The organism is Corynebacterium sp. MSK071, assembly GCF_030232125.1.
Taxonomy (GTDB): domain Bacteria; phylum Actinomycetota; class Actinomycetes; order Mycobacteriales; family Mycobacteriaceae; genus Corynebacterium; species Corynebacterium kefirresidentii.
Genome location: NZ_JASPJA010000001.1, coordinates 259,549 through 285,802 on the forward strand (window position 1 = coordinate 259,549; position 26,254 = coordinate 285,802).

Below are 26,254 nucleotides of genomic sequence, written 5' to 3' on the forward strand. Positions count from 1 at the left end.
TTAATTGCCGAGGGAAACCAATTTGATAGACGGCGAGTCTACCTCGTCTGTAACCAGCTCTAAGACCAGCTGGTTATTGCTATTGACGGTGTAGTGGAAATCGCGGCCAGCGGATATCAAGTTGCGCAGCAGGTTATCGGCCCACACGGACGCGCCATGGCAATCCTGGGCGGTCTCGTCATAATCCACCTCATCAAAGTGCAGGCGGTTGCCGTCCTGGATATTTTGGCGCTCCTCATCGGCGGAATAGGTCACCTTTCCCACCATTTGGGTGCAGCCGGTGGTGCCTACCAGCGTAGATTCACCAAAGCTCAACGTGGGTGCCTGCGGGATGGATTCGGGGATGGTAGAGGCAGCATCCGGGGTGGTGTTGATGGAGACTACTTGCCACTGTTTATCCAGGATCTGCTCATCACCAGGGGCCTGGGGCTCTTCTTCGCCGGAGCCGCAGGCAACTAGCAGCGTGGCGGCGCACGCAGCGGCGAGCGGAGTAATGAGGCGGGCACAGCGAGGAATCATGCGCCAGCCTCCTCGGCGTCGGCATGGCGCAGGCAGCTCAGGAAGGACTGGGACCATAGCTGTACGTCGTGCTCAGTGACCTGCTGGTGCATGGCGAGCATGCGCTGGGACATGGCAGAGGGGGCATCGTCAAGCGCGGTGAGCGCATTGAGCAAGGCGGCCTTGACGGACTCGATATCGAAGGGGTTGCACAGGTAGGCCTGGCTGAGCTCATCGGCAGCCCCGGCAAACTCAGAGAGCACTAGCGCGCCCGAACCATCGTCGTGGCAGGCCACGTATTCCTTGGCCACCAGATTCATGCCATCCTTGAAGGGGGTGACCAGCATGACATCGGCCATCCGGTAATAGCTGCGCAGCAAGCTTTTGGCTAGGCCCCGGTGCTGATAGTGCACCACTGGGTGGCCCACGCGCGCAAAGCGCCCGTTGATGCGGCCGACGGCTTCTTCCACCTTGGAGCGGGTGGCCTTGTAATGATCAAGTCGCTCGCGCGACGGCGTGGCCAGCTGCACCATTGCTACTTCTTCCGGGTCGAGCGCCCCGGACTCCAGCAGCTCCTCAAAAGCAGTCAGCCGCTGCAGGATGCCCTTGGTGTAATCGAGGCGATCCACTCCCAGGATAATGCGCTGGGGCGAGCCCAGCTCTTCGCGCAGCTTGGCGACGTCCCGCTCATCCTCCGCAGTGAACCTGGCAAAGTCCTTCGCGGCGATAGAGATGGGAAAAGCCCCCACGCCGATGGTGCGTCCCTGCGGTAGGTGAATATGTGCGGTGACCTCGCGGGTACTGGCCTCGCCTTCTACGTCGAGGCCGTGGCGGCGGGCGAGTTCCAGGAAGTTGCGGGCATTGGCCTCCAAGTGGAAGCCAATGAGATCCGCGCCGAGCAGCCCGCGCACGAGTTCCTCTCGCCAGGGCAGCTGACGGAAGAGATCGGCAGAAGGGAAGGGGATGTGCAAGAAGAACCCGATGGTGAGATCGGGGCGCTTTTGGCGCAGGATGCCGGGCAAAAGTTGTAGCTGGTAGTCCTGGACCCACACGGTGGCACCCTCGGCGGCGACCTCGGCTACCTCATCTGCAAAGCGCAGGTTGACCTCGCGATAGGCGTGCCACCAATCGCGGTCGTAGGTAGGGGTGACTATGAGATCGTGGTAGAGAGGCCACAGGGTGGCATTGGAAAAGCCCTCATAAAAGCCCTCGAAATCGGACTCGGTGAGCTTGACCGGATGCAGCAGCACGCCGGCATCGGTGCGGAAGGGCTCAGGTGCGGTGTCAGTCACGCCGGGCCACCCTACCCAGCAGCCCTGATGGGACTCCAGGACCGGGGACAAGGCGGTGACCAGTCCGCCTGGCGAGGGTGTCCACGTATGGCTGCCATCGGGCCGGGTTTCTAGATCAACCGGCAGGCGGTTGGCCACCACCACGAAGTCATTGCCATGCTCACTCATGGTGCAAGAATAACTTAAGACTTCTTAACAGACTTCTTTGTTGCCTTCTTAGAGGCCTTCTTCGTCGCTTTCTTCGTGGCCTTCTTGGTCGACTTCTTTGTCGATTTCTTGGTGGACTTTTTGGTCGACTTCTTCGTGGACTTCTTGCTGGATTTCTTGGTCGACTTCTTCGGGGCGGCATCGGCCTGCTCCGCCAGAACCTTCTTGTGTACCAAGCCCTTGGGCTCCACGCCCAGCATGGACATCAGGGTCACGCCGTCGAGGAAGTCCTGGGCGTAGGTGGCCACGATGCGGCGGGCTGCGCGGGAGGTCTCCTCCTCAAGGGCGTGATTCTGGTCAGCCTGTGGGTGGGTGTCTTGGACCTTGGGTGGCACGACGTGTCCTCCTGAACGTTGTGGAAACTACTTAAGCGCTTGCAAGAAAAGCTATCAGAGCAAATATTGTACGCTACCGGCGGCGTTTAGGGCCGCTCGGGTCCGGATTCGGTGCCCGGCTGCTCCGGTTTCTGGGCACGAAACGTTTCGGTGCCCGGCACGGTATAGGTGGTCTTCTCGTGCTGCTGCGGCTGCGCCGGCCACTGAGAATCCTCCGGCCACAGGTCCGCGGCGGAGCGGGTATGCGGCCCGTGGTTTTGGGCCTCGTGGCGCGGGTGCTGCTGCGGCGGCTTCGGCCCGAGCTTGGGTGGTAACTCCGGGCGATTGACGCGCGGGGCAAATGGGGACATCGGCACACGCGGGATTCGCGGGGCCTTGCGGGCCAAGTGCGTGGCCTTGTGGAAGGAGAAGCGGCCGATGCGCTTGAAAGCGGAGTAGGGGCGGAAGTACTGCGGGCGGCGCAGGCGGCGGGCCACGCGCTCGCCTAACACCACTCCGGCGGCCAGCGCGCCGGAAATGGCTAGCGCCATTGCCATGTTGGTAAAGCCGGTAATCATCTGCTCATTGAGCGAGGCGTACATGCCGCGGTAGAGCATGAGGCCGGGGAGCATCGGCGTATAGCCCACGATCATGGTGATAAGCGGCGGGATGCCCCAACGGCGCGACATCAAGCCGCCGGCCAGGCCGACGACCACAGCGGACAGGCCCGAGGCAATCACCGGGCCGATGCCAAACGGCACCACCACGAAGTAATAGAAGATCATGCCGGCCGCGGCGGTAAGCCCCGACATGGTGATCTCGATCCAGGCAGCCCCGCAGGCTAGCGCAAAGGCGGCGGAGCCGGTGCCACCGAGCACCACCAGCAGCGGAATCTCGTGGTAGACCGGCGGGGCCAGCGTGGCCAGCGGCGGCAGGTTAAAGCCCAGCGAATCAGCCAGCTGGATGCCCACGCCCACGCCAGCGATGATGGCGCCGGTAGATAGCAGCGCCTCAAAGAAGCGGGCGGAGGAGGTTACGGGGGCGCGCGTGATGCCGTCGACCAGCGATTGCACCAAGGTTAGACCCGCTACCAGCACGATGATGCCGGAGGCGATGATCTGTGCCGGCGAGAAATTAATGCCGAACGAGGCCGCCACGTTGTACAAAATGGCGGCAGGGAAGACAGCGAAGAAGCCACCGACCACATTCTGATAGAAGGGCGGCAAGCGATAGTTGGCCAACCAAGCGTTCAGACCCATGATGAAGGCGGAAACCACAAAGGCCACCACGCCGACGAGCAGATCGCCGCCGAGCATCATGGAAATCAGGCCACCCATCGCGCCCCAGCCGAGCATGACCGTGGCCGGCTTATAAGGGGCGGGCATGCGGTCAATCTCGTCGAGGCGCTGCTCCGCCATGGCCGGTGGCATCTGGCCGGAGTGGATAGAGCGAATGAGCTTATCGACGGCCGAGAGCTTGGAAAAATCCACGCCAATGCTCGGCACCACACGGAAGACGTGCAGGTTTTGGCGCTGCTCGCCGGTGCCGATGGTGGTGTGGATGGTGATGGTATTCATCAAGATATCCACGTGGCAGTAGTGCAAGCCATAGGAAGATGCCGCCAGGTGTACCTGGGCGCGGGCATCCGAGTTAGCCGTACCGGCGCCGATGAGGATTTCACCAATGCGGGCGGCGATCTCCATGACGCCGGTGACCTGGGCGGCATCATGGAGATCGACCGGGGCGAGTGGCGATGGCGGCGGTGCGGCTTTAGCCGCGTCGATGATGGCTACTTGGCCCGAGGAAGCGCGCAGGCGCTCCCGCATAGCGGACAAAAATGACACGGAAATAACCCTCGAAAAAGCGCTGAGAAAGTGGGATAGATTCTGCCTGAACTTTAGCCCCTGTACCCTGTCAATGCATAGATGGGGGACCGGCTTTCCCTTTAGCGTTGGTGCTCGGGTACTATGCAACGAGCGGGATATCTCCCGCGGTGCTGGAGTGGCGCAATTGGTAGCGCAACGCACTTGTAATGCGTAGGTTGCGAGTTCAAGTCTCGTCTCCAGCTCAAAAGGAGGCTGGGTCCAGCGTGGGCCTAGCCTTCGTGGTGTTTTGTGGGGGCATCAATAAGCCCAAAAAGCCGGTCAACCATGCGTTGGCGGTTAGCGGGGGAGAGCTTGCGCTGGTTGAGGTGATCGTGCACCCACAGCCCCGTACTAAGCAACATGACGAGCAGGTCATCCTCGTCGGTCTCGGCGGCGGAGGGATCCACCATCCACCGTGCATCCACATCTGCCCATTGGGCAGAAAAATCTGGGTGAGTCTGGGAGTGCACACACATCAGCAGCTTGACGAGCGGATCCTTTTTGCCCATGGAGAGCACCAAGGCGCGGGAGCGCTCGGCCCAACTGAGTTCGCTGGCAGGGCGGCCGCCGGCGAGTTGCTCGAGCTCTTCTTCCCAGCGCTCAGCGCAAAAACGGTGACAATCTACCAGCAGGTTGTGGCGGGTAGGAAAGTGGTAGATGAGACCGGACTTGGACATGCCGGTCGCCTGCGCAAGGGAGTCATAGGTAAGGCCGGAGACGTCCTCGGCGGCGATGATATCGAGCGCGGCTTCAAGGGCTGCGGTCTTTTTGTTGATTCGCGGCATGGGGATCTCCTGATTTGGGGTTATCGCGGAAGCACCAGGCGGTTATCGCGGCTAGGAGCAAGGCGAAGCAAGCTAGGCCGCCAATGGTGGAAAGATACCCGGCATTGTAGGCGCTGGCGGCGGTCGCGTGGGAAGCGGGGTGATGCAGCGCGTCGGTTCCTAGTTCTGCGAGGTGAGGTGGGAGTTCGCGGGCCATGAGTAAAGGCACGAGGGTTCCGGTCAGGGCAATGGAAATCAGGGTGCCAAATTCATAAGAGACCGCCTCTACGCCAGCGGCCATGCCGGTGCGGTGGAGGGGCGCGGCATTGATGATGGCGGTTGAGGATACGGACATGGCAAGGCCCGCGCCTAGGCCGGTGAGGACGAGGGCGACAACGAGTAGGGCAAGCGTCTCGCCTCGGGTTGCGAGCAGCAGGGTCATGCCGGTGGCCATAAGGAGGAATCCGCCGCTTATGAGCGGGAGGAATCCCAGGCGATGCAATGTGGCGCCGCCCAGGATGGAGGTAGGGATGGCAGATAGCGCCATGGCGGAGATGATAAGGCCGGCGTGGAGGGGTGAGAGGGCGTCGACAAGCTGCAGCTTTTGGGTGCTGAGTAGCTCTAGGCCGGACATACCGAACATGGCACCGCCGGCCGCTAAGGCCCCGCCGCTGAAGACGCGGGAGCCAAAGATATCGAAGGTCAGAAGGGGATCTGCCAAGCGGGTCTGGCGGTGGGCAAAGGCGAGCGCTCCGCAGACGAAGACGGCAGCCGCAGCGACGCTCACCGGCCACGCGTGTGACAGGGATTTAATGGCCAGTACCAGGCTGGTAAGAGTGATAAGGGAATACAGGGACGAGGGAAAGTCCCAGTGTTTAAGGGGGTTTGGGACGTTTGGCGGAGCTAGGAGCAAGGTCAACGCGAGGGCAAGGGTCACGACGGGGACATTGAGCAGGAATACCGAGCCCCACCAGAAGTGCTCCAAAAAGAAGCCGCCCACGGTGGGGCCGGCCGCCGCGCCGATGACGGCGACAGAACCCCAGATGCCAATGGCCGTGTTGCGCTCCACCTCATCGGGAAAGGTAAGGCGGATAAGTGCAAGGCTCGATGGCATCATGATGGCGGCGCCGCAGCCTAGGAAAGCCCGGCTTAGGACCAGCGCCCAGGCGCTGGGGGAATAGGCGGCGAGTAGGGAGGCGCCGCCAAAAATGGCCAGACCGATGAGGAACATCCGCCGGTGACCGGTGCGATCACCTAGCGTGCCGGTGCTGAGAAGGAGACCGGAGAGTACCAACGCGTAGGCGTTGATAATCCATAGTTGCTGGGTATCGGTGGTATGCAATTGCTGCGATAGCTGCGGCAATGCGGTGTAGAGGATGGAATTATCCAGCCCAACCATGAGTAACCCCAGAGAGATGACGGCGCAGAAAGACCACCGCTGCGTGGCCGTGGAGGCCGGGGTGGAAACGCTTCCTGCGCGGGGTGGGTGGATACTCATAGCAGAGTAAACAGTACCGAACGGTCGTTATAGTTTACAGCCAAAGATAGGTTAGTATTACCTTCCTCACAGCTGGACGCAGTGTGTGAGTGTATAGGAGAATAGTGGACTTTCCTGCGGTGTAAGTAGCACAGTGGTATTAGCACCAATTAAGAGTTAAGGATGATAATTAATGGCACGTAACTATGCAGAACAGCTAGTTGACACCCTAGAAAAGCAGGGTGTCGAGCGCATTTATGGCCTGGTCGGTGACTCTCTGAATCCGATTGTGGATGCAGTTCGTCGCTCCTCCATCGAGTGGATTCACGTCCGCAATGAGGAGGCTGCAGCCTTCGCCGCTGAGGCAGATTCCCTGACCACCGGCAAGCTGGCAGTATGTGCTGCATCCTGCGGTCCGGGCAACACTCACCTCATCCAGGGCCTGTATGACGCCCACCGCAACGGCGCCAAGGTTCTGGCACTGGCTTCCCATATTCCATCCCGCCAGATCGGCTCCAAGTTCTTCCAGGAGACCCACCCAGAGGCAATCTTCCAGGAGTGCTCTGGTTATTGCGAGATGGTCAATTCCGCTGAGCAGGGCGGTGTTGTCCTGCACCATGCCATCCAGTCCACTATGGCAGGCAACGGCGTTTCCGTCCTGGTCATCCCGGGCGACGTCTCCATGCAGGACGCCGACGATGACTCCTTTGTGGAGTCCAAGATTTCTACTGGTCGCCCAGTCGTCTTCCCGGACCCAGCCGAGGCTGCGGCCCTGACCCAGGCCATCAACGAGGCTAAGACTGTCACCCTCTTCGTTGGCGCTGGCGCCAAGGATGCCCGCGAACAGGTGCTGAAGCTGGCGGAGAAGATTAAGGCTCCTATCGGCCACGCCCTGGGTGGCAAGATGTACATCCAGTACGAGAACCCATTCGATGTGGGCATGAACGGCCTGCTGGGCTACGGTGCGGCACACGAGGCCACCCACGAGGCTGACCTGCTCATCCTGTTGGGTACCGACTTCCCGTATAACGACTTCCTGCCGGATGCCAACGTGGCACAGGTGGACATCAACGGCTCCCACATCGGCCGCCGCACCAAGATTTCTTATCCGGTTACCGGCGACGTAGCCGCTACCATCGAGAACATCCTGCCGCACGTGGATGAGAAGAAGGACCGCTCCTTCTTGGACAAGATGCTCAAGAAGCACTACGGCAAGTTGGAGCACGTCGTGGAGGCCTACACCTCCAACGTGGAAAAGCACACCCCGATCCACCCAGAGTACGTTGCAGACCTCATCGATAGGAACGCGGATGAAGACGCCATCTTCACCGTCGATACCGGCATGTGCAACGTGTGGGGCGCTCGCTACATCACTGCCAACGGCAAGCGCGAGCAGATTGGCTCCTTCCGCCACGGCACCATGGCCAACGCCCTGCCACAGGCGCTGGGTGCACAGGCCGCTAACCCTGGCCGCCAGGTCATCACCTTCTCTGGTGACGGCGGACTATCCATGCTGATGGGTGAGCTGCTGACCGTAAAGCTCCACAACCTGCCTATCAAGATGTTCGTGTTCAATAACTCTTCCCTGGGCATGGTCAAGCTGGAGATGCTGGTGCAGGGTCTACCGGAGCACGAGACCGACCACGAGTCTGTCAACTTTGCCAAGATTGCAGAGGCTTCCGGTATCAAGCACTTCCGCATCGAGGATCCGAAGGAAGCTCCGGAGCAGATCAAGAAGGCGTTGGCCTACAACGGCCCGGCTCTTATCGACGTCGTTACTGACCCCAACGCCCTGTCCCTGCCACCAACGCTGACCATCGAGCAGCTCATGGGCTTCTCCAAGGCCGCAACCCGCACCGTTCTGGACGGTGGTGTAGGCCAGATGATCACCATGGCAAAGTCCAACCTGCGCAACATCCCACGCCCGCAGGACTTCTAAATAGCGCGCCGCGTTAGTTACCACGCTCTTCCTCACTAGGGGAGGGGCGTGGTTTTCTTTTGCGGCGACCAGGGCGAGCATCTATGTTCACAGGATTCAGCCAGAAACTCTTCAGTAGGCTGGGAAGCAAGCGTGTCATGATTGCGTGATAGAAATTCGCAACCTTTAAGGGAGTCTGAGGAGAACATGGAAGACAAAAAACTCGCCAAGGTTCTTGTCGTCGATGACGAGCCCAATATTGTGGAGCTGCTCACCGTATCGTTGAAGTTCCAGAACTTCGAGGTCTTCAGCGCCAATTCCGGCCACGAGGCGCTGCGCGTAGCCCGTGAGGTAAACCCTGATGCCTACATCCTGGACGTGATGATGCCGGGCATGGACGGCTTCGAGCTGCTAGGAAAGCTGCGTCAGGAGGGGCTGGACGGCCCGGTGCTGTACCTCACGGCAAAGGATGGGGTGGACCAGCGCATCCACGGCCTGACCATCGGTGCGGATGATTATGTGACCAAGCCATTTAGCTTGGAAGAGGTCATCACCCGCCTGCGCGTCATCATGCGCCGCGGTGGTGCGGCGGAAGAATCCACCAACGACGCCACCATGAGCTACGCAGATTTGACGCTTAATGATGACACCCATGAGGTCACCAAGGCCGGTGAGCTCATCGAGCTTTCCCCCACCGAGTTCAATCTGCTGCGCTACCTCATGCAGAACAAAGAAGTGGTGCTGTCTAAGTCCAAGATTTTGGATAACGTGTGGCACTACGATTTCGGCGGCGATGGCAACGTGGTCGAGTCCTATATCTCCTACCTGCGCCGCAAGATTGATACGGGCGATACCCAGTTGATCCACACCGTGCGCGGCGTGGGTTATGTACTGCGCACCCCGCGCTCCTAAAGTGCTGTGGTAATGGAAGATTCACAGGAGACCCAGGGCCAGGCGCCTGCGCCAGCGGCAGCGCGCCCGCAATCCATGTGGCATGAAGGCCTAGGGCAAGACGAGGGGGAGGACAAGTCCTCCAAGCGGCGGATGTTTTCCCAGATTCCGCAGGCAATGCCGCTGCGTACGTGGTTGGTCATCCTCCTTGTCGTAGTCTCTGGGCTGGGTATTACAGGCTCGTCCTTTGCGGTGAACTCCATTATGCGCAATGTGCTCTTTAATAACGTCGATGATGAGCTGCGCTCCGCATCGACTACGTGGGCACGCGATATCAGCAATGACTTCTTTATCGGTGATCACACCAAGCGCCCGCCTACCGAATACGTGGTGCTGAACTACCTGCCCAATGGCACCATCCGCTATTCGGGGCCGTCTTCGACCACACCGAATGCGGAGAATATCCCGCTTGGCGGTTATCCCACCACCGTTGGGTCCATCGAGAACAATACCAAGTGGCGCGCGCTGGCTTTTGCGGATTCTAATGGCGTCATCACGGTCATCGCTAAGGATATGACCCATGAAAAGGAAATCCTGCACGGCCTGGCGATGGTGCAGGTGACCATCGCCGCCATCGCCTTGGCCGCCATTGCGGCCGTGGGTTTCTGGTTTATCCGCAGGGCGTTGCGGCCGCTGCGGGTGGTGGAAAAGACGGCGTCGGAAATCGCGGCGGGCGACCTGGACAAGCGCGTTCCCAAGTGGCCGCTGCATACCGAGGTGGGCCAGCTGGCCGCCGCGCTCAATATCATGTTGGGGCAGCTGCAACGCTCCGTCGTGCGTGCGCAGGACAAAGAGGAACAGATGCGCCGCTTCGTAGGCGATGCCTCACACGAGTTGCGCACGCCGCTTACTAGCCTGCGCGGCTATACCGAGCTTTATCGCTCCGGTGCCACCAAGGACGTGGACATGGTCTTTTCAAAGATCGATGATGAATCGAAGCGCATGTCCCTGCTGGTGGAGGACTTGCTGGCGCTTACCCGCGCCGAGGGCACACGCCTCGACCTGCGTCCGGTGGATCTATTGGAGCTGGCCCTGTCCGTAGGCTCGTCCGCGCGTGCTGCCTTCCCCGGCCGCGAGATTAAGGTAGCCAATGACGCCAAATCTATTCCGGTGGTAAACGGCGATGCCAGCCGCCTCCACCAGGTGCTGCTTAATCTAGTAACCAATGGCATCCGCCACGGCGGCGAGGGTGCCACGGTGACGCTGCGCCTGCGCCGCGAAGCCAATGACGTGCTGATCGATGTCATCGATGATGGCAAAGGCATGTCCAAAGAGGACGCGGCGCATATCTTCGAGCGCTTCTACCGTGCGGATACCTCGCGCACCCGCGATACCGGCGGTTCCGGCCTGGGCTTGGCCATCGTCCACTCCCTAGTGGAACAGCACGATGGCAGCATTAGCGTCGACTCCGAGCTCGGCCGCGGCACCACCTTTACGGTGCGCCTGCCCGCGCTTGCCGACGCCCCCTCTGAGTCCTAGTCCTCCTCGCGAAAGCCTTCCTCGTTGCAGCCCAGGTGCTGGCGGATGCGGGCGGCCGCCTCATCCATCGCGGCATCGTCGGTGTTATCGGCGTCGAAGGCCTTGGCAAAGTCATACTCTTCCATCTTTTCGGTAGGGAAGAGGTGGATGTGGGTATGCGGGACGTCGAATCCGGCGATGATGTAGCCAGTGCGCGGGGTATTGAACGCGGTCTTGATGGCACCGCCGATTTCCAGGGCGACCTCGTTGAGGTGGGCCCAGGTCTGCGGATCCAGGTCGGTCCACTTATCTACTTCCTCGATGGGAACGACCAAGGTGTGGCCGTAGCGCAGCGGCTCAATGGAGAGGAAAGCCACGCAGGTCTCATCGCGGTAGACAAAGCGAGCGGGTAGTTCACCGTTAATGATCTTGCTAAATACAGAAGCCATGTGTGCCAGGCTACCCGCTGGTTATGATGGTGGGCATGCGCATTCTCGTAATTGGTTCGGGCGGCCGTGAACACGCCCTTGTTAAGGGCCTGTCCGCCGACCCCCAGAGCACCGAAATCCATGCCGCGCCGGGCAGCGCGGCCATGTCCACTCTCGCCACAGTCCACCCGGAATACTCCCAGGTAGATGATGCGGACCGCATGGTAGAACTGGCCCGGGATATCGCCGCCGATCTCGTCGTCATCGGCCCCGAGGTGCCGCTCGTTGCTGGCGTGGCAGATGCCCTGCGCGCCGCCGGCATCTCGGTCTTCGGACCTAACAAGGAAGCAGCCCAGATCGAGGGATCCAAGGCCTTTGCCAAGGACGTTATGGAGGCGGCAGGAGTCAAGACCGCTCGCGCAGAACAGCTACGCCCAGGTGCGGCCGAGGAAGACATTGAGGCCGCGCTCGACCGCTTCGGCCCACAGTTTGTAGTCAAAGACGATGGCCTTGCCGGTGGCAAGGGCGTGGTGGTCACCGCGGACCGTGCCGCTGCCCGCGCTCACGTAGACGCCGTCCTTGCCGCCGGCAATCCGGTGCTGCTGGAGTCTTTCCTCGATGGACCGGAAATTTCGCTTTTCTGCCTGGTTGACGGCGAGACCGTCGTCCCGCTGCTGCCAGCTCAAGACCACAAGCGCGCCTATGACAACGACGAAGGCCCCAATACCGGCGGCATGGGTGCGTACACCCCGTTGCCGTGGCTGCCGGAGGAGGGCGTGCAGCGCATCGTGGACGAGGTTTGCGTCCCAGTGGCCAAGGAGATGGTACGCCGCGGAACCCCATATTCCGGCCTGCTTTATGCCGGCTTGGCGTGGGGCGAAGAGGGCCCGGCCGTAGTCGAGTTCAACTGCCGCTTCGGCGATCCCGAGACCCAGGCCGTGCTTTCCCTTCTCAAGTCCCCACTAGCCGAGGCCCTCCACGCCACCGCGACTGGCACCCTGGCCGAGCTCGCGCCGCTGGAATGGGAGGATGGCTTCGCCGTTATCGTAGTCATGGCAGCTGAAGGCTACCCGGCCTCCCCGCGCAAGGGCGATGCCATCTCCGGGGCTGCGCTGGATGATCCGCAGCGCGTCCTGCACGCCGGCACCGTTCACACCGACGGGGCCTACCGCACCGCGGGCGGCCGTGTGCTTAGCGTGCTGGGAAAGGGATCCACGCTGGCCGAGGCACGTGCCGACGCCTACGCCACCGTCGACGACATCGAGTTTGCGGGTGGTTTTGTCCGCCGAGACATCGGCAAGCGAGCAGAAGACGGTGAGATTTCTCTCTAACCCTTCACCCCGCGGTGGGGCAGGCATGGAATAATAGCCACGTGGCTGAAAAGAAGAAGATTTCCAACGTCCTGTCCTCCCGCTATGCCTCCGCAGAGCTGTCCAATATCTGGAGCCCGGAGCATAAAATCATCCTGGAACGCAAGCTCTGGATTGCGGTTATGCGCGCCCAAAAGGATTTGGGCGTAGACATCCCCTCCAAAGCCATCGATGCCTACGAGGCCGTGGTGGAAGACGTGAACCTCGAGTCCATCGCGGAGCGCGAGCGCGTCACCCGCCACGATGTGAAGGCCCGCATCGAGGAGTTCAATGCGCTGGCCGGTTACGAGCACATCCACAAGGGCATGACCAGCCGCGATCTCACCGAGAACGTGGAACAGCTGCAAATCCACACCTCGCTGGAGATCATCCGCGATAAGGCCATCGCCGTGGTCTCCCGCATCGGCCGTCACGCCGGCGAGTACCAGTCCCTGGTTATGGCCGGCCGCTCCCATAATGTGGCCGCGCAGGCCACCACCCTGGGCAAGCGCTTTGCTACGGCCGGCGACGAGATGCTGCTGGCCATAGAGCGCGTCGAAGATCTTCTTGCGCGCTACCCGCTGCGCGGCATCAAGGGGCCAATGGGCACCTCCCAGGACATGCTGGATCTCATGGGCGGCTCCGAAGACAAACTTGCCTCCCTGGAGACCGCCATCGCGGATTACCTGGGCTTCCACCGCATCTTCAACTCCGTGGGCCAGGTCTACCCACGCTCCCTCGACTTCGACGCCATCTCTGCCCTGGTGGAGCTCGGCGCCGCCCCGTCCTCGTTGGCAACTACCATCCGCCTGATGGCCGGCAATGAGACCGTCACCGAAGGCTTCAAGGAAGGCCAGGTGGGCTCTTCTGCCATGCCGCACAAGATGAACGCCCGCTCCTGCGAGCGCGTCGGCGGCCTGCAGGTCATCCTCCGCGGCTACCTCACCATGGCCGCAGACCTGGCCGGCCAGCAGTGGAACGAAGGCGATGTCTTCTGCTCGGTCGTCCGCCGCGTCGCGCTTCCCGACGCCTTCTTTGCCCTCGACGGCCAATTCGAAACCTTCCTCACCGTCCTCGACGAGTTCGGCGCCTTCCCCGCCATGATTGACCGCGAATTGGAGCGCTACCTGCCCTTCCTGGCTACCACCCGCATCCTCATGGCGGCCGTGCGTGCCGGCGTGGGCCGCGAGACCGCCCACGAGGTCATCAAGGAAAACGCCGTGGCTGTTGCGCTTAATATGCGCGAAAACGGCGGCGAGCAGGACTTGGTCCAGCGCCTTGCCGCCGATGACCGCCTGCCCATGGACGAGTCCGACCTCGAGGCCGCCCTGGCCGATAAGCACGCCTTCATCGGCGCCGCCGAGTCCCAGGTCAACCAGGTGCTCAACCGCATTAACGCCTTGGTAGGCGAGCACCCCAAGGCCGCCGCCTATACCCCGGGCGAAATCCTCTAGCCCGCATTTTCCGGCTCCCTTCGCAATTCCAGCCCCTTCGCATTTCGATCAAATAAGCCCCGGATCCCGCGCGGATTCCGGGGCTTATTTGATCGAAACCTACTCGCCACCCCTGGGCGCTAGAATGAAAGTCATGCGTCCTGAGCTTTCTTCTTATACCCATCTTGCCTCCGGCAAGGTCCGCGATATCTACGATGTAGACGAAAACACCCTGCTGATGGTGGTTTCGGACCGCATCTCCGCCTACGACCACGCCTTAGAGCCGGCCATCCCGGATAAAGGTCGCGTGCTGACCGCGACCTCGAAGTTCTTCTTCGATTCCATCGATTTTCCCAACCACCTGGCCGGCCCGCTCGATGATGAGCGCATCCCTGCCGAGTGCCTCGGCCGCGCGATGGTAGTCAAGAAATTGGACATGCTGCCCTTCGAGTGTGTGGCCCGCGGCTTTCTCACCGGCTCCGGTTTGAAGGAGTACAAGGCCAATGGCACCGTGTGTGGCATCGAGCTGCCAGATGGCCTCGTGGAGGCTTCCCGCCTGCCCGAGCCCATCTTCACCCCGGCCACCAAGGCGGAACAGGGCGAGCACGATGAGAACGTGTCCTTCGACTACGTGGTGGACAAGCTAGGCACCGAGCGCGCCGAGGAGCTACGCGCGGCCACCCTGCGCATCTACTCCACGGCCGCCGCGCTTGCGGAGGAAAAGGGCATCATCCTCGCCGATACCAAGTTCGAGTTCGGCCTCGACCAGGACGCTACGCTCGTGCTGGCCGATGAGGTCCTCACCCCAGATTCCTCCCGCTACTGGCCGGCTGATTCTTATGTCGAGGGCGAGGTTCAGCCATCCTTCGACAAGCAGTATGTGCGCAATTGGCTGACTTCCGACGCCTCCGGATGGGACCAAGCCGCCGACGGCACCCCACCTCAGCTGCCTGCCGACGTCGTTTCCGCCACCCGCCTGCGCTACATCGAGGCCTACGAGCGGCTGTCCGGCAAGCATTTCGCTGATTTCCTCTCGCCCGAGGACTAACTCCCCGCCGAAGCTCCCGCACCACGGGGTGCCACGCGTACAGTGGGACGGCATGAGCAACGAGAATCTTTCCGCCCCCGTAGCCGCCGTCCACCCCGTGACCCGTTCCTTCCACGGCCGGGAGTTCGTGGATAACTACGAGTGGCTGCGCGATAAGGAATCCCGGGAAACCCTGGATTACCTCAACGCCGAAAATGATTACACCAAGGCGAAGACCGCGCACTTGGGGGAGATGACGGAGAATATCTTCCAGGAGATTAAGTCCCGCATCAAACAGACTGATATGTCCGTGCCCTCCCGCCGCGGCGATTACTGGTACTACGGCCGCACTGAGGAAGGTAAGAGCTACGGTTATTCCTGCCGCCTTCCAGTAGAGGAGGGGTCCGACCCCTGGACCGCCCCGGTTATCCCGGAGGAAGGCACCCCGGACGGGGAAGAGATTATCCTTGACGCCAACGCGTTGGCCGAGGGGAAGGACTTCTTCGCGCTCGGTGCCGCCTCCATCTCTGATTCTGGCCGCTACCTAGCCTATTCGGTGGATTTTGCCGGAGATGAGCGCTTTGAACTCTACATCAAGGACCTAGAGACCGGCGAGCTTCTCGACGACCACCTAGAAGGCATTTTCTACGGCGCTACCTGGGCTGGAGACGGCTTTATTTTCTACACCACCGTCGACGATGCATGGCGTCCCGATACCATTTGGCGCCACAAGGTAGGCACCGCGCAGTCCGAGGACGTGCAGGTGTTTAAGGAAGATGACGAGCACTTCAACGTCGGCATCGGCAGCGCCCGCTCTGATAAGTACCTCTTCCTTGGCATAAGCTCCAAGGTGACCTCTGAGGTATGGGTGCTCGAAGAGGACAACCCCGAGGGCGACTTCCGCCTGCTGTGGGAGCGTGAATCCGGCGTGGACTACGACGTCGATCACGCCGTCGTCAAGGGCGAGAACTACTGGATTGTCACCCACAATGCCACCGGCCCCAACTTCGAGGTGGGCTATACCAAGGCCGACGGCGAGCTGCCCGCTCTCCGGGATCTGCCCGCGCTGCTGCCTCATAAGGAAACCACCCGCATCGAGGGCGTGGATACCTACCGCGACCAAATTGTGGTGGGTTACCGCCGCGGCGGCATCGGCCGTGCCGCCATCATGCGCATTAACGACGGCTTTGGCGAATTCGAAGAGCTCAACTTCAACGAAGAGCTTTTCACCGTTTCCGTATCTGGTAACCCGGAGTGGGACGCGCCGGTGCTTCGCGTAAGCTATGTGTCCTTTACCCAGCCCGCCCAGCTTTTCGATTACCGCGTGGACACCGGCGAGTACACCCTGCTCAAGGAGCAAGAGGTTCCCGGTGGTTATAATCCGGATGATTATGTGGCCTACCGCTTGTGGACCACGGCTGCCGACGGCACCGACATCCCCGTCTCCATTGTTCATCGCGCCGATCTTGACCGCACCCAGCCGAATCCGACTCTGCTCTACGGCTATGGCTCCTATGAGGTCAGCGTGGATCCGGCCTTCTCCGTGACCCGCCTGTCCCTGATGGACCGCGGCATGATTTTTGCGGTTGCCCATGTACGCGGCGGCGGCGAGATGGGGCGCACGTGGTACGACGATGGCAAAATGCTCAAAAAGAAAAACACCTTTACTGACTTCATCGCCGTTGCCGATGACCTCATCGCCCGAGGCGTGACCACCGCAGACCAAATGGTGGCCGAGGGCGGTTCGGCCGGCGGAATGCTTATGGGTGCAATCGCCAATATGGCCCCAGACCGCTTTACCGCCATCCAAGCCGTTGTTCCGTTCGTGGATCCTCTGACCTCGATCCTCATGCCGGAACTGCCGCTTACCGTGCCTGAGTGGGAGGAGTGGGGCGACCCGTACCACGATCCTGAGGTCTATGACTACATGAAGTCCTACTCGCCGTACGAGAATATCGAGGTCAAGGACTATCCGGACATCCTGGCTATTACCTCGCTAAACGATACCCGCGTGCTCTACGTTGAACCGGCCAAGTGGATTGCCCAGCTGCGGGCGACGGCCACCGGCGGTGAGTTCCTGCTCAAAACTGAAATGGCTGCAGGCCACGGTGGAGTGTCCGGCCGTTATGAAAAGTGGCGCCAAAACGCCTTCGAGTATGCGTGGACGATCAATAAGGCCACCGGTCTGGAGAAGTAAAACCCGGATAGGGGGCCAGCGCGCGAATCCTAAATTCCTGTGCGATAATTTTTCTTATGAATGGCCACCTTCTGGTATCGATCTCCAGCATCTTTGATGACACACGGAAGCAGGCTAGCCGGCTCCTCTCGATCCTTGATCGAGAGGAGATTCCTGTTTCCCTGCTTATTGCCCCGCATATCGACGGCAACTGGCACCTTGCGAAAGATAAAGACACCAAAAGCTGGCTCCGAGACCAAGCCGATGCCGGCCGCATACTCATCCTCAACGGTTTCGACCGCTCGGTGCAGGGACGTCGTGCAGAGTTTGCGAATCTCGACTCCCACGAGGCAAAGCTGCGACTCGCGGGTGCGACCCGTCAGATGGCCAAGATCGGCTTCGAACCCACAATTTTCGCCCCGCCGCGCTGGCGCATGTCTCCCGGCACCCTGCAGGTATTGCCACAGTTTAAGTTTGAGGTGGCAGCCTCTACCCGCGGTGTTTTGCAGATCAATTCCGGCAAATTCCACCAGGCCCGTAACTTGTCCTTTGGCGAGGGCTTTGGCTCCGCTAAGTGGTGGCGCAAGAACATCATTCGTGCAGCAGAGCGGTCCGCGCAGCGCGGCAATACCGTTCGCCTGTCCGTGTCCGGCCGCAACCTAGATGACCGCAAGGTGATCCATGACTTCGTCAAAGCTGCCGACCGGGCTATTAACGCTGGGGCGACCCCTGCCGATTATGGCGCCTTCCTGCCAAATTAGGGAGCGCATTCCCTCGTCAGAGGTTCTTCGAACAAAAGTGGCGGGGATGGTTGGTGGTGTCTATGTCCGGTAGCACGATTTCGTCCATCTAAAACCCTGTTTCCGTCAACGGTTGTAGTGTTTTAGATGGACGAAATCGTTGAAATCGCAAAAATTAAGACCCCGCACGCTTAGGATTTCTCCGAAGCGAGCGGGGTCCGCGTCTGTGGGCGGTTAGTGCTGCAGGCTGGTGATGAAGTTCTTTACTTCCTGCGGCAGCATGACCCAGATCGGGGCCGGGATGGCCTTCTGGAGATTGCCGGTCACAGCGAGGAAGCCGGGGATGGCGACGAGGCCGGCGATAGCCGCGATGGCAGCGGCGATACCGGCGCCGACAGAGCTAGTGCTGGAGTTGGAACCAAAGCCAGGCTTACCGGGCTTTTCTGACGGCTTGTCCTCTGGCTTATCGGAAGGTTCATCGGAAGGCTTATCCGCCGGATCATCTGCAGGATCATCCGCAGGATCGTCTGGCTGGCCGGCGGAGTCGTCCGCACCGAGGGTGAAACCGACCTTGACTGGGTCATGGTCAGAGGCGCGGAACGGGGAGTCATCGTAGAAGTCGACGATATTGTAGTTGCGGCGGGAATACTCGAAGGCGACGGGTTCGTCGGCATTGATGTTCCAGACTTGGGCGTCGTCAAGCGTGCCGGTGGCTACCTCGTTCGCCAGCACGTGATCCAAGGTGCCAAGCAGGCCGGAGAACTGGTAGGAGGGATCGGCACCATATTTTTCGGCGGGCACGGTAAAGCCATCGTTGCGGAAGACGTCGAGCGCGGTCTCGTGGGTATAGGTATTGAAATCACCGAGGGCGAAAAGCGGCTTATCCTTCCAGTCCTCCTGCTTGTGCAGGGCATCGAGGACGGCCTGTGCCTGCGCGTTGCGCACGTTCGGGTTATTGCCCTGGCCATCGCCGGAGTCGGCATCGCCCTTGGCCACCGAGCCCTTGGATTTGAAATGGTTGGCTACGGCAACGAAGGACTCCTCGCCCTCCTTTAGCGGTTGGAATTCCTGGGCGAGAGGCTCGCGGGCGGTGCCGGTGAAGCGATCGTCCTGGAAGATGCGGGACTCGCCGACAGGCTTCACCACGTCCTTGTGGTAGATAAACGCGGTGCGGATGACATCCGGGGAGCCCGGTACGGCGTCCTTGGACGGGGAAGGAACGAAGGCCCACTTATCGGAGCCGGCGGCCTCATTGAGCTTTTCCGTCAGGTGCTTGAGTGCCTTATCGCGCTGGGCAAAGTCGCCGGTGACAGCGTAGCCATCTTCGATTTCGGAAAGGCCGATGACATCGGCATCGAGACCGTTGATAGCCGCGACAATCTTGCGTTCCTGGTCTTCGAGTGCGGATTGGGTATAGGCGCCGCGGGTCTTACCGCGATTGACGGTGACCTTATTGCCCTCGCGATCGGTGTAGGCGCTGCCGCCAAATTCCTCGCCCAGGGAGGTGAAGTAGTTCAAAACGTTGAAAGCGCCGATGGTGTATTCGCCCTTGACATCATCGATGGCGTGCAGCTCAGCCTCGCGGGAGTCCTCCCAAGAGATGGGCAGGTCCGTGCCCTTGGTAGTGCCGGTGACTGGGGTGGTGGGTTGGAAGCGCCACTGCTCGTGAGAAAAGCCTACGATGACCGGGTGCTGGAAAGCTACGGTATCGGTGGTACGCAGGGACTTGATGGTGTGGGCATCATCCTGGGCGATATACGGCAGCGGGGTATTCTGGTCGGTTTTCAGGTAGTCGCGGGTGCGGCCATCGTCCAAGGTGACCAGTTTATCGGCGTTATCCTTGGTTAGCTTCTGAATATCGGAATTGGGATCCGTGGATGGGGAGAAGATATCGGAAGGCTGGCGGAAGGCTTCCTTACCGGGGGCGAGACCGACCTCGCCGTACTGGTTGAGGGCGTAGTTATTGGTTACGGTGTGCTCGCCGGGCTGGATGAGCATGTGCTCGAAGGGCTCGCGGGCCTCGTTGCCATCGGGAAGCTGGTCCACCTTGAGCGGGGTGACCTTCTCTAGCGGGGTATCGAGCTGCGTGACCGCGGAGGCGGTGATTTGGGTGGAACCGTAGAACTCGGAGACCTTGCCGGTAACCGCGACGGAATCCGCGAGGTCCGGGTACTGGTCGGCCGGCTTATCGCCCATGTACACGAAGAGGGCCTGGGAGGCGTCGGTAGTCTCGGCGCCGGTGCCGCCCGTCTGGATGGTAAAGCCATTGAGGCCACCCTCGCTCCACACGCCGGTGACAACGCCCTCGGTGGCAACGGTCTGGTCCTTGAGCGGGGACTCAGCGCCGGTGCCTTGGATATCCGCGATGGCGGTCACGCCCTCGGGAGCTGGCTGCTCGGGCTCGGCCGGATCCTCAGGCTGAGGGGAGGGAGCCTCATTACCGGTATTAGTCGGGGTGGGAGCGCCACTGGTGAAGTCGGCGGCATTGTCATCGGTATCGGTGCCCTCAGCGTCGCGAGAGGCGGATTTGGCATTGGACAGACCCGCGGCAGAGGTGCCCTCCTTGAGGGAAGCGGCGCCGTAGCCGATGGCATCGATGGGGGTTCCGGTGGCGTCGGCAAGCTGCACTGAGCCCTTGGAACCGGACATGTTGAGGCTGCCCTCGGCGTCTGGGGTAGGCAGTGCAGCGCCCGCTCCATTGCCGGCTGCGCCCTGCACCAGGTAATAGCCGTGCGGGGCGATGGTGCCGGAAAGCTCTACCTTGCCGCCCGTGTTGCCGGAGGCGGAGAAATACTCCACGGTATAGCCGCTCAGGTCAATCGGGGCTTCGGTGGGGTTATAGAGCTCGATGAAGTCATGGGTGAAGGCAGCGCCCTTATTGCCACCGCCCCCGTAGACCTCGGAGATGACAGCAGCGGAACCGTCGGTGGCAGCCGTGGCAGTGGGAACGGCAAGGGCAGCAGTAGACAAGGCGGTGGCGAGAGCCAGCGCACCTAGGCGGCGAGAAGACATAGATTCAACCTTAAAAAGAGAGCGATAGTGTGCGATGTCTATTAATAGAGCGCCGCGCCGGGGCAGGCTGGAGCGCACGCCGGAGTTTGCCAGAGCGTTGTTTGAGGTTCACGTAGAGTTTGCCCAACCGGGGTGAAACCCACACTGCGGGGGGTGAGTCTAGGTAAAAGCCGGGGTGCCAACTAAACTAAGCCGCGCAGACCAAAGCCCCATACAGTAAGGCAATATTTTCATGGCTCGTGTAGTTGTCAATGTCATGCCCAAGGCGGAAATTCTGGATCCGCAGGGCCAAGCCGTCGTCCGCGCGCTGGGTCGCATCGGGGTATCCGGTGTCAGCGATGTGCGCCAGGGAAAGCGCTTCGAAATCGAGGTCGATGACTCTGTTAGCGCAGAAGACCTAGATAAGGTAGCCGCCACACTGCTGGCCAATACCGTCATCGAGGACTACGAGGTTGTTGGGCTGGAGGTCAAGTAAGTGACCGCAACAATCGGAGTAATCACTTTCCCCGGAACCCTGGATGATGTGGATGCCGCTCGCGCAGCCCGCACCGCCGGTGCAGAGGTGAAAAGCCTCTGGCACGCAGATAGCGATCTGCACGGCGTGGATGCGGTAGTAGTGCCGGGCGGTTTTTCTTATGGTGACTACCTGCGCTCGGGCGCTATTTCCGCGCTTGCGCCGGTAATGCAGTCCGTCATCGATCGTGCGAAGCAGGGCATGCCGGTGCTCGGTATCTGTAATGGCTTCCAGATCTTGACCGAGGCGGGCCTGCTGCCAGGCGCGCTGACCCGCAATAAGGGCCTGCATTTCCACTGCACCGATACTTACCTCGAGGTGGCAAATTCCACCACTGCATGGACCAGCGAGTTTGAGCAGGGCCAGAAGATCCTGGTGCCTGCCAAGCACGGTGAGGGCCGCTTCCAGGCCGGCGATGATGACATTGCCCGCATCGAGGGCGAAGGCCGCGTGGTCTTCCGCTATACCGATAATTACAACGGCTCTGTCAACGGCATTGCCGGTGTCAGCGATGAGTCTAGCCGCATCGTGGGCCTCATGCCGCACCCGGAGCACGCCATTGACACGCTGACCGGCCCATCCACCGACGGACTGGGACTTTTCGTATCCGCCATCAAGGCCGTCGCCCAGGCGCCGGCGGTTTAAGGAGGCCACTTTAATGACCGTTCAAAATGACACCGTAGAAAAGGCACAGTCCACCCCGGATGAGCAGCAGCCCTACGCGGAGCTCGGCCTGAAGGATGACGAGTACCAGCGCATCCACGATATTTTGGGCCGCCGTCCTACCGACGCGGAGCTGACCATGTACTCCGTTATGTGGTCCGAGCACTGCTCCTATAAGTCTTCCAAGACGCACCTGCGTTATTTTGGCGAGACCATGACCGAGGAGATGGGGGAGAAGATCCTCGCTGGCATCGGTGAGAACGCCGGCGTGGTGGATATCGGAGACGGCAACGCGGTGACCTTCCGCGTGGAGTCCCACAATCACCCCTCCTATGTGGAGCCTTACCAGGGCGCGGCCACGGGCGTGGGCGGCATTGTGCGCGACATCATGGCCATGGGTGCCCGCCCGATTGCTGTGATGGACCAGCTGCGCTTTGGGCCTGCCGACGCCCCCGATACCAAGCGCGTCCTTCCCGGCGTGGTCTCCGGTATTGGCGGCTACGGCAACTCCCTGGGTCTGCCCAATATTGGTGGCGAGACCGTCTTTGATGAGACCTACGCGGGTAACCCACTGGTCAACGCGCTGTGCGTGGGCACCCTCAAGGTGGAGGACCTGAAGCTGGCCTTTGCATCCGGCAAGGGCAATAAGGTCATGCTCTTCGGCTCCCGCACTGGCTTGGACGGCATCGGCGGTGTTTCCGTGTTGGCCTCCGATACCTTCGAGGACGGCGCCGAGCGCAAGCTGCCGGCCGTACAGGTAGGCGACCCCTTCGCAGAGAAGGTTCTTATCGAGTGCTGCCTGGATCTCTACCACGCCGGCGTGGTCGTAGGTATCCAGGATCTCGGCGGTGCGGGCTTGGCCTGTGCTACCTCGGAGCTGGCAGCGGCCGGCGATGGCGGCATGGAGGTCAACCTCGATAATGTACCGCTGCGTGCGAAGGATATGACCGCGGCCGAGATCCTCGCCTCCGAGTCTCAGGAGCGCATGTGCGCCGTTGTGTCTCCGGAGAACGTGGAGAAGTTCCGCGAAATCTGCGCGCACTGGGATGTAACCTGCGCCGAGATCGGCGAGGTCACCGAGGGCAATCACCTGGTTATCCGCCACCAGGGTGAGGTCGTCGTGGATGCCCCGGCCGGCACCATTGCGGATGAGGCTCCGGAGTATGACCGCCCGTATGCCCGCCCGGAGTGGCAGGACGAGCTGCAGAAGTACCAGGGCACCGACAAGCGCGGCTTGGTTGAGTCCCTGCAGAAGCTCGTGTCTTCTCCGGCGCTGTGCTCGCGCGATTTCATCATGAACCAGTATGACCGCTACGTGCGCGGAAATACCGTCCAGTCTCACCATGCGGATGCCGGCGTGCTGCGCATCGATGAGGAGACCGGCCGCGGCGTGGCCGTGTCCGCCGATGCATCCGGCCGCTACACCAAGCTGGATCCGAACATGGGCGCCCGCCTCGCGCTGGCGGAGGCCTACCGCAACGTGGCCGTCACCGGCGCCAAGCCTGTCGCGATTACCAACTGCCTAAACTACGGCTCCCCGGAGAACCCCGACGTTATGTGGCAGTTCCGCGAGTCAGTGCATGGGCTTGCCGACGCCGCCGTGGAGCTCTCCATCCCCGTTTCCGGCGGCAACGTCTCCTTCTACAACCAGACCGGCGAGGAGCCGATCCTGCCTACCCCGGTGGTGGGCGTGCTGGGCGTTATCGATGACGTGCACAAGGCCATTGGCAATGAGCTCGGCGCCGTAGGTGAAAAGGAAGTTCTCATCGCCCTAGGTGAGACCAAGGACGAGTTCGGCGGCTCCATCTGGCAGCAGGTCAGCGCCGATACCTCCGAGGCTTCCTCCCTCAATGGCCTGCCGCCGCAGGTGGATATGGCCAACGAGAAGCGCCTGGCTGAGTTCTTCCACGGCAATGAGCTGCTTACCGCCGCGCATGACCTGTCCGAAGGTGGCCTAGCAGTAGCCGCTTTTGAGATGGCTAAGCGCGCTGGTGCGACTGCCGACGGCGCCGGCCTCGGCCTCAACCTGGACCTTTCGGCAGTCCACGAGGATGAATTTGTCGCCGCCTTCTCCGAGTCTGCCTCCCGCGTGCTCGTGGCCACCACCGCCGACCGCGCCGAGCAGGTGCTTGCCCGCGCCGGCGAGCTCGGCATCCCAGCCGCCATCGTGGGTGAGACCACCGAAACCGGCGCACTGACCCTCGGTGGCGAGTCCGTCGCCATCTCCCAGCTGGTCGCCGCCTGGTCCGCCACCCTGCCGGACCTCTTTGACCACGCCGTGGGTGCTAACTCCGTAGTGGAGTAAAAACTCCCGGCGTTGGACAAACGCAACTAAGCGACAAAGCGGAAAGCCCGGCTTCGGCCGGGCTTTAATTCTCGGTAGGAGCAGTGACAAAGGCTAAGAACAGCGTCGGGACGAGTTCTTTTCAATCATTTTCCTTTCAGGCAACCTTTCCGTAACGTCAGCGGCCTACCGTGGGTGTGTTCCTCTTCAAGATATCCACTACTCATGGAAGCCAACGTCCAATGCGCATTCGTACTCTCGCTCTTATTGCTGCCGTTGCGTGTTCTGGTGTAACAGTGCCAGCCACGGCCGCCGAGCATGGTTCCTATTACTCCACCAAGCAGCACTATGAACCGCAGGGGCGGGAGTATTCCGAAGCTCCCGCAGGATTCCGACAGATCTATACCTCCACGGTGGATCGGCATGGCTCGCGTGGACTGTCTAGCTTTAAGTATGACGACCTCGCGCAGCAGATGCTGGAGTATGCCCAGGAGCGTGGTGAGCTCACGGATTTAGGAGAAAAGCTCATTCCGCGGGTAGAAGCGATGATTTCCGTGAATGAGGAATTGGCCGGTGGCGCCGGACAAGACGCCGGATACGGAAACCTCACCGCAGTTGGGCGGGAAGAACTGCGGGGGATTGGTCAGCGCAATGCGCAACGCAATGCTGAGCTTATGCACAGCATCGACAGGGACGACTCCAAGGTGAAATTCATCTCTTCGGGTGAGGACCGCGCTAATGACTCTGGTTGGAATTTCGGTGCGGCGTGGCTGAAGGAAGCTCCCACTCTTGCTGACAACCTCGTGGACGGAACCAACGATGGTCATGTCACCATCGAGCCACGCACCGACCTGATGTATGCGCATAAAGATAAGAAGTCACCGTCGTACGAAAAATATTCGGCGTGGAAAGACTCACCGCAGCTACAGGAAAAGATCCAGGAAGCTTATTCCAAGCCGGCCTCCCAAGAAGCATCGCAGGAGTTGCTGTCCAAGATTTTCACCTCGGATTTTATCGATGAGCTAAAAGATGGGTCCATTTCTTTTAGCGCCCGTGAAAAGGATGGCAAGACAGTAGAAGGAATAGTGGACGCCGCGCTGCAGTTCTACAATCTGTACATCATTGCTCCAGCACTTGCTCATGAGGAGAAAACCCCTGCTGAGGGGTGGATATTTGATCAGTACATGGACGATGCGAGCGGGCCTACCTTTGCATACCTATTGGATGTAGAAGACTTCTATGAGAAGGGGCCGGCTATCGAGGGTCGCACTGTTTCTTACGACAATTATGAGCCACTGCTTGAGGAAATGATTGAGGGCGTACAGGATCGCGCGGCCGGTGGTGATATAGCTGCGGAATATAGGTTTGGTCACGCGGAAACCATCATTCCGCTCGCCGCATTGCTGAAAACGCCTGGCTCAGAGAATGGAGTTCCCGCAGGAGAGCTCTACACCTGGCAGAACTCGGATTGGCGTGGTGACGAGGTCTCCCCAATGGGAGCAAATATCCAGTGGGATGCCTTCCAGAATGACAATGGCGAGACCCTCGTGCGCATGCTGTACAACGAGAAGGAAATTCCCTTCAAGGAGGGGTGTGAGCCAATAAGTGAGGGCTCGACGTTTTATACCATCGATGAGCTGTCCGCTTGTCTGCCGCTTGGTTCTGTCTCTGACCACTCTCAAGCTCATATTGATTCCACCGCGGACAGCGGGTACAAGCCACAAACAGGAAGTAGCGTTGCCTCTTCACAGTCGAAGATGTGGGCGGTAGTTGGTGCCCTCGCCAGTGTACTGACTATTGCAGTGGGAACGGTGTATTTCAACCGGCAGCAGATAGAAAGTCTTCTACACAAGTTCGGCATCCAACTTCCCTTTTAGTAACGGC

General features: G+C 60.7%; 20 protein-coding genes and 1 tRNA gene. 13 read left to right on the forward strand and 8 right to left on the reverse strand.

Annotation, left to right across the window (positions count from 1 at the left end):
- The 4 genes from QP990_RS01110 to QP990_RS01125 all read right to left on the reverse strand — a co-directional run bounded on the left by QP990_RS01110 (position 1) and on the right by QP990_RS01125 (position 4,155).
- Entirely contained in the window at positions 1-519 is a 519-nt protein-coding gene (locus QP990_RS01110; RefSeq protein ID WP_023019894.1) for an META domain-containing protein, read from the reverse strand.
- A complete protein-coding gene (locus QP990_RS01115) occupies positions 516-1,958 on the reverse strand; it encodes a trehalose-6-phosphate synthase (protein WP_239208064.1) in 1,443 nt (480 codons plus the stop codon). Before QP990_RS01115 ends, QP990_RS01110 begins: the two co-directional genes overlap by 4 nt.
- A 14-nt stretch (positions 1,959-1,972) precedes the next feature.
- A complete protein-coding gene (locus tag QP990_RS01120) occupies positions 1,973-2,332 on the reverse strand; it encodes a hypothetical protein (RefSeq protein ID WP_239208063.1) in 360 nt (119 codons plus the stop codon).
- 86 nt (positions 2,333-2,418) lie between these two features.
- Positions 2,419-4,155 (reverse strand): threonine/serine exporter ThrE, encoded by a 1,737-nt coding sequence (locus QP990_RS01125; protein WP_239208062.1) that lies wholly within the window; start codon positions 4,153-4,155, stop codon positions 2,419-2,421.
- Between the two features lie 151 nt (positions 4,156-4,306).
- On the opposite strand from QP990_RS01125, the gene QP990_RS01130 reads away from it, so the two are divergent.
- Positions 4,307-4,379, forward strand: a tRNA-Thr gene (locus QP990_RS01130).
- A 27-nt stretch (positions 4,380-4,406) separates the two neighbouring features.
- Here the strand turns inward: QP990_RS01130 and QP990_RS01135 are convergent.
- Both QP990_RS01135 and QP990_RS01140 read right to left on the reverse strand, forming a co-directional pair.
- Complete coding sequence (locus QP990_RS01135; protein ID WP_023019890.1) at positions 4,407-4,961, reverse strand: TetR/AcrR family transcriptional regulator; 555 nt, start codon at positions 4,959-4,961, stop codon at positions 4,407-4,409.
- On the reverse strand, positions 4,927-6,438 hold the full coding sequence (locus tag QP990_RS01140) for an MFS transporter (protein ID WP_239208395.1): 1,512 nt from the start codon (positions 6,436-6,438) through the stop codon (positions 4,927-4,929). The genes QP990_RS01135 and QP990_RS01140 overlap by 35 nt, the downstream gene beginning before the upstream one ends.
- 172 nt (positions 6,439-6,610) lie before the next feature.
- On the opposite strand from QP990_RS01140, the gene QP990_RS01145 reads away from it, so the two are divergent.
- From QP990_RS01145 to QP990_RS01155, 3 genes are all read left to right on the forward strand, one after another.
- On the forward strand, positions 6,611-8,356 hold the full coding sequence (locus tag QP990_RS01145) for a pyruvate dehydrogenase (protein WP_023019888.1): 1,746 nt from the start codon (positions 6,611-6,613) through the stop codon (positions 8,354-8,356).
- A gap of 186 nt (positions 8,357-8,542) precedes the next feature.
- The gene (locus QP990_RS01150) at positions 8,543-9,247 is read left to right on the forward strand and encodes a response regulator transcription factor (protein WP_023019887.1); all 705 of its coding nucleotides are present in this window, start codon (positions 8,543-8,545) and stop codon (positions 9,245-9,247) included.
- A 12-nt stretch (positions 9,248-9,259) separates the two neighbouring features.
- Entirely contained in the window at positions 9,260-10,765 is a 1,506-nt protein-coding gene (locus tag QP990_RS01155; RefSeq protein ID WP_284798039.1) for a cell wall metabolism sensor histidine kinase WalK, read from the forward strand.
- Here QP990_RS01155 and QP990_RS01160 read toward each other — a convergent pair.
- Positions 10,762-11,193 (reverse strand): HIT family protein, encoded by a 432-nt coding sequence (locus QP990_RS01160; RefSeq protein WP_023019885.1) that lies wholly within the window; start codon positions 11,191-11,193, stop codon positions 10,762-10,764. The genes QP990_RS01155 and QP990_RS01160 overlap by 4 nt on opposite strands.
- A gap of 35 nt (positions 11,194-11,228) precedes the next feature.
- Here QP990_RS01160 and purD point away from each other — a divergent pair, with 35 nt between their 5' ends.
- The 5 genes from purD (at position 11,229) to QP990_RS01185 (ending at position 17,918) form a co-directional block, all read left to right on the forward strand.
- Complete coding sequence (gene purD, locus QP990_RS01165; RefSeq protein WP_284798040.1) at positions 11,229-12,503, forward strand: phosphoribosylamine--glycine ligase; 1,275 nt, start codon at positions 11,229-11,231, stop codon at positions 12,501-12,503.
- Between the two features lie 41 nt (positions 12,504-12,544).
- Positions 12,545-13,975, forward strand: a complete 1,431-nt coding sequence (purB, locus tag QP990_RS01170) for an adenylosuccinate lyase (RefSeq protein ID WP_284798041.1) — start codon at positions 12,545-12,547, stop codon at positions 13,973-13,975.
- 133 nt (positions 13,976-14,108) lie between these two features.
- Entirely contained in the window at positions 14,109-15,002 is an 894-nt protein-coding gene (locus tag QP990_RS01175; protein WP_284798043.1) for a phosphoribosylaminoimidazolesuccinocarboxamide synthase, read from the forward strand.
- A gap of 52 nt (positions 15,003-15,054) precedes the next feature.
- A complete protein-coding gene (locus tag QP990_RS01180) occupies positions 15,055-17,178 on the forward strand; it encodes a S9 family peptidase (RefSeq protein ID WP_284798046.1) in 2,124 nt (707 codons plus the stop codon).
- 56 nt (positions 17,179-17,234) lie between these two features.
- Entirely contained in the window at positions 17,235-17,918 is a 684-nt protein-coding gene (locus tag QP990_RS01185; RefSeq protein ID WP_023019880.1) for a DUF2334 domain-containing protein, read from the forward strand.
- 213 nt (positions 17,919-18,131) lie between these two features.
- On the opposite strand, the gene QP990_RS01190 is transcribed toward QP990_RS01185, so the two are convergent.
- The gene (locus QP990_RS01190) at positions 18,132-20,909 is read right to left on the reverse strand and encodes an ExeM/NucH family extracellular endonuclease (RefSeq protein ID WP_284798048.1); all 2,778 of its coding nucleotides are present in this window, start codon (positions 20,907-20,909) and stop codon (positions 18,132-18,134) included.
- Positions 20,910-21,141: 232 nt separating this feature from the next.
- Here QP990_RS01190 and purS point away from each other — a divergent pair, with 232 nt between their 5' ends.
- The 4 genes from purS to QP990_RS01210 all read left to right on the forward strand — a co-directional run bounded on the left by purS (position 21,142) and on the right by QP990_RS01210 (position 26,247).
- Positions 21,142-21,384 (forward strand): phosphoribosylformylglycinamidine synthase subunit PurS, encoded by a 243-nt coding sequence (gene purS / locus QP990_RS01195; RefSeq protein WP_238801984.1) that lies wholly within the window; start codon positions 21,142-21,144, stop codon positions 21,382-21,384.
- A complete protein-coding gene (gene purQ / locus QP990_RS01200; protein WP_284798051.1) occupies positions 21,385-22,068 on the forward strand; it encodes a phosphoribosylformylglycinamidine synthase subunit PurQ in 684 nt (227 codons plus the stop codon).
- 13 nt (positions 22,069-22,081) lie between these two features.
- Complete coding sequence (gene purL, locus QP990_RS01205) at positions 22,082-24,391, forward strand: phosphoribosylformylglycinamidine synthase subunit PurL (RefSeq protein ID WP_284798053.1); 2,310 nt, start codon at positions 22,082-22,084, stop codon at positions 24,389-24,391.
- Between the two features lie 221 nt (positions 24,392-24,612).
- Positions 24,613-26,247, forward strand: coding sequence for a histidine-type phosphatase (locus tag QP990_RS01210; RefSeq protein WP_284798056.1), 1,635 nt, complete (start codon positions 24,613-24,615; stop codon positions 26,245-26,247).
- Positions 26,248-26,254 lie beyond the last annotated feature (7 nt).

Bases quoted from the DNA above. Each gene is read 5' to 3' on its own strand.
- QP990_RS01185 (WP_023019880.1), top strand. From the start codon at position 17,235: ATGAATGGCCACCTTCTGGTATCGATCTCCAGCATCTTTGATGACACA.
- QP990_RS01115 (WP_239208064.1), bottom strand. From the start codon at position 1,958: ATGAGTGAGCATGGCAATGACTTCGTGGTGGTGGCCAACCGCCTGCCG.
- purS (WP_238801984.1), top strand. From the start codon at position 21,142: ATGGCTCGTGTAGTTGTCAATGTCATGCCCAAGGCGGAAATTCTGGAT.
- QP990_RS01180 (WP_284798046.1), top strand. From the start codon at position 15,055: ATGAGCAACGAGAATCTTTCCGCCCCCGTAGCCGCCGTCCACCCCGTG.
- QP990_RS01190 (WP_284798048.1), bottom strand. From the start codon at position 20,909: ATGTCTTCTCGCCGCCTAGGTGCGCTGGCTCTCGCCACCGCCTTGTCT.
- purD (WP_284798040.1), top strand. From the start codon at position 11,229: ATGCGCATTCTCGTAATTGGTTCGGGCGGCCGTGAACACGCCCTTGTT.
- QP990_RS01140 (WP_239208395.1), bottom strand. From the start codon at position 6,438: ATGAGTATCCACCCACCCCGCGCAGGAAGCGTTTCCACCCCGGCCTCC.
- purL (WP_284798053.1), top strand. From the start codon at position 22,082: ATGACCGTTCAAAATGACACCGTAGAAAAGGCACAGTCCACCCCGGAT.
- QP990_RS01135 (WP_023019890.1), bottom strand. From the start codon at position 4,961: ATGCCGCGAATCAACAAAAAGACCGCAGCCCTTGAAGCCGCGCTCGAT.
- QP990_RS01110 (WP_023019894.1), bottom strand. From the start codon at position 519: ATGATTCCTCGCTGTGCCCGCCTCATTACTCCGCTCGCCGCTGCGTGC.
- QP990_RS01175 (WP_284798043.1), top strand. From the start codon at position 14,109: ATGCGTCCTGAGCTTTCTTCTTATACCCATCTTGCCTCCGGCAAGGTC.
- QP990_RS01150 (WP_023019887.1), top strand. From the start codon at position 8,543: ATGGAAGACAAAAAACTCGCCAAGGTTCTTGTCGTCGATGACGAGCCC.
- QP990_RS01145 (WP_023019888.1), top strand. From the start codon at position 6,611: ATGGCACGTAACTATGCAGAACAGCTAGTTGACACCCTAGAAAAGCAG.
- QP990_RS01210 (WP_284798056.1), top strand. From the start codon at position 24,613: ATGCGCATTCGTACTCTCGCTCTTATTGCTGCCGTTGCGTGTTCTGGT.
- QP990_RS01160 (WP_023019885.1), bottom strand. From the start codon at position 11,193: ATGGCTTCTGTATTTAGCAAGATCATTAACGGTGAACTACCCGCTCGC.
- QP990_RS01155 (WP_284798039.1), top strand. From the start codon at position 9,260: ATGGAAGATTCACAGGAGACCCAGGGCCAGGCGCCTGCGCCAGCGGCA.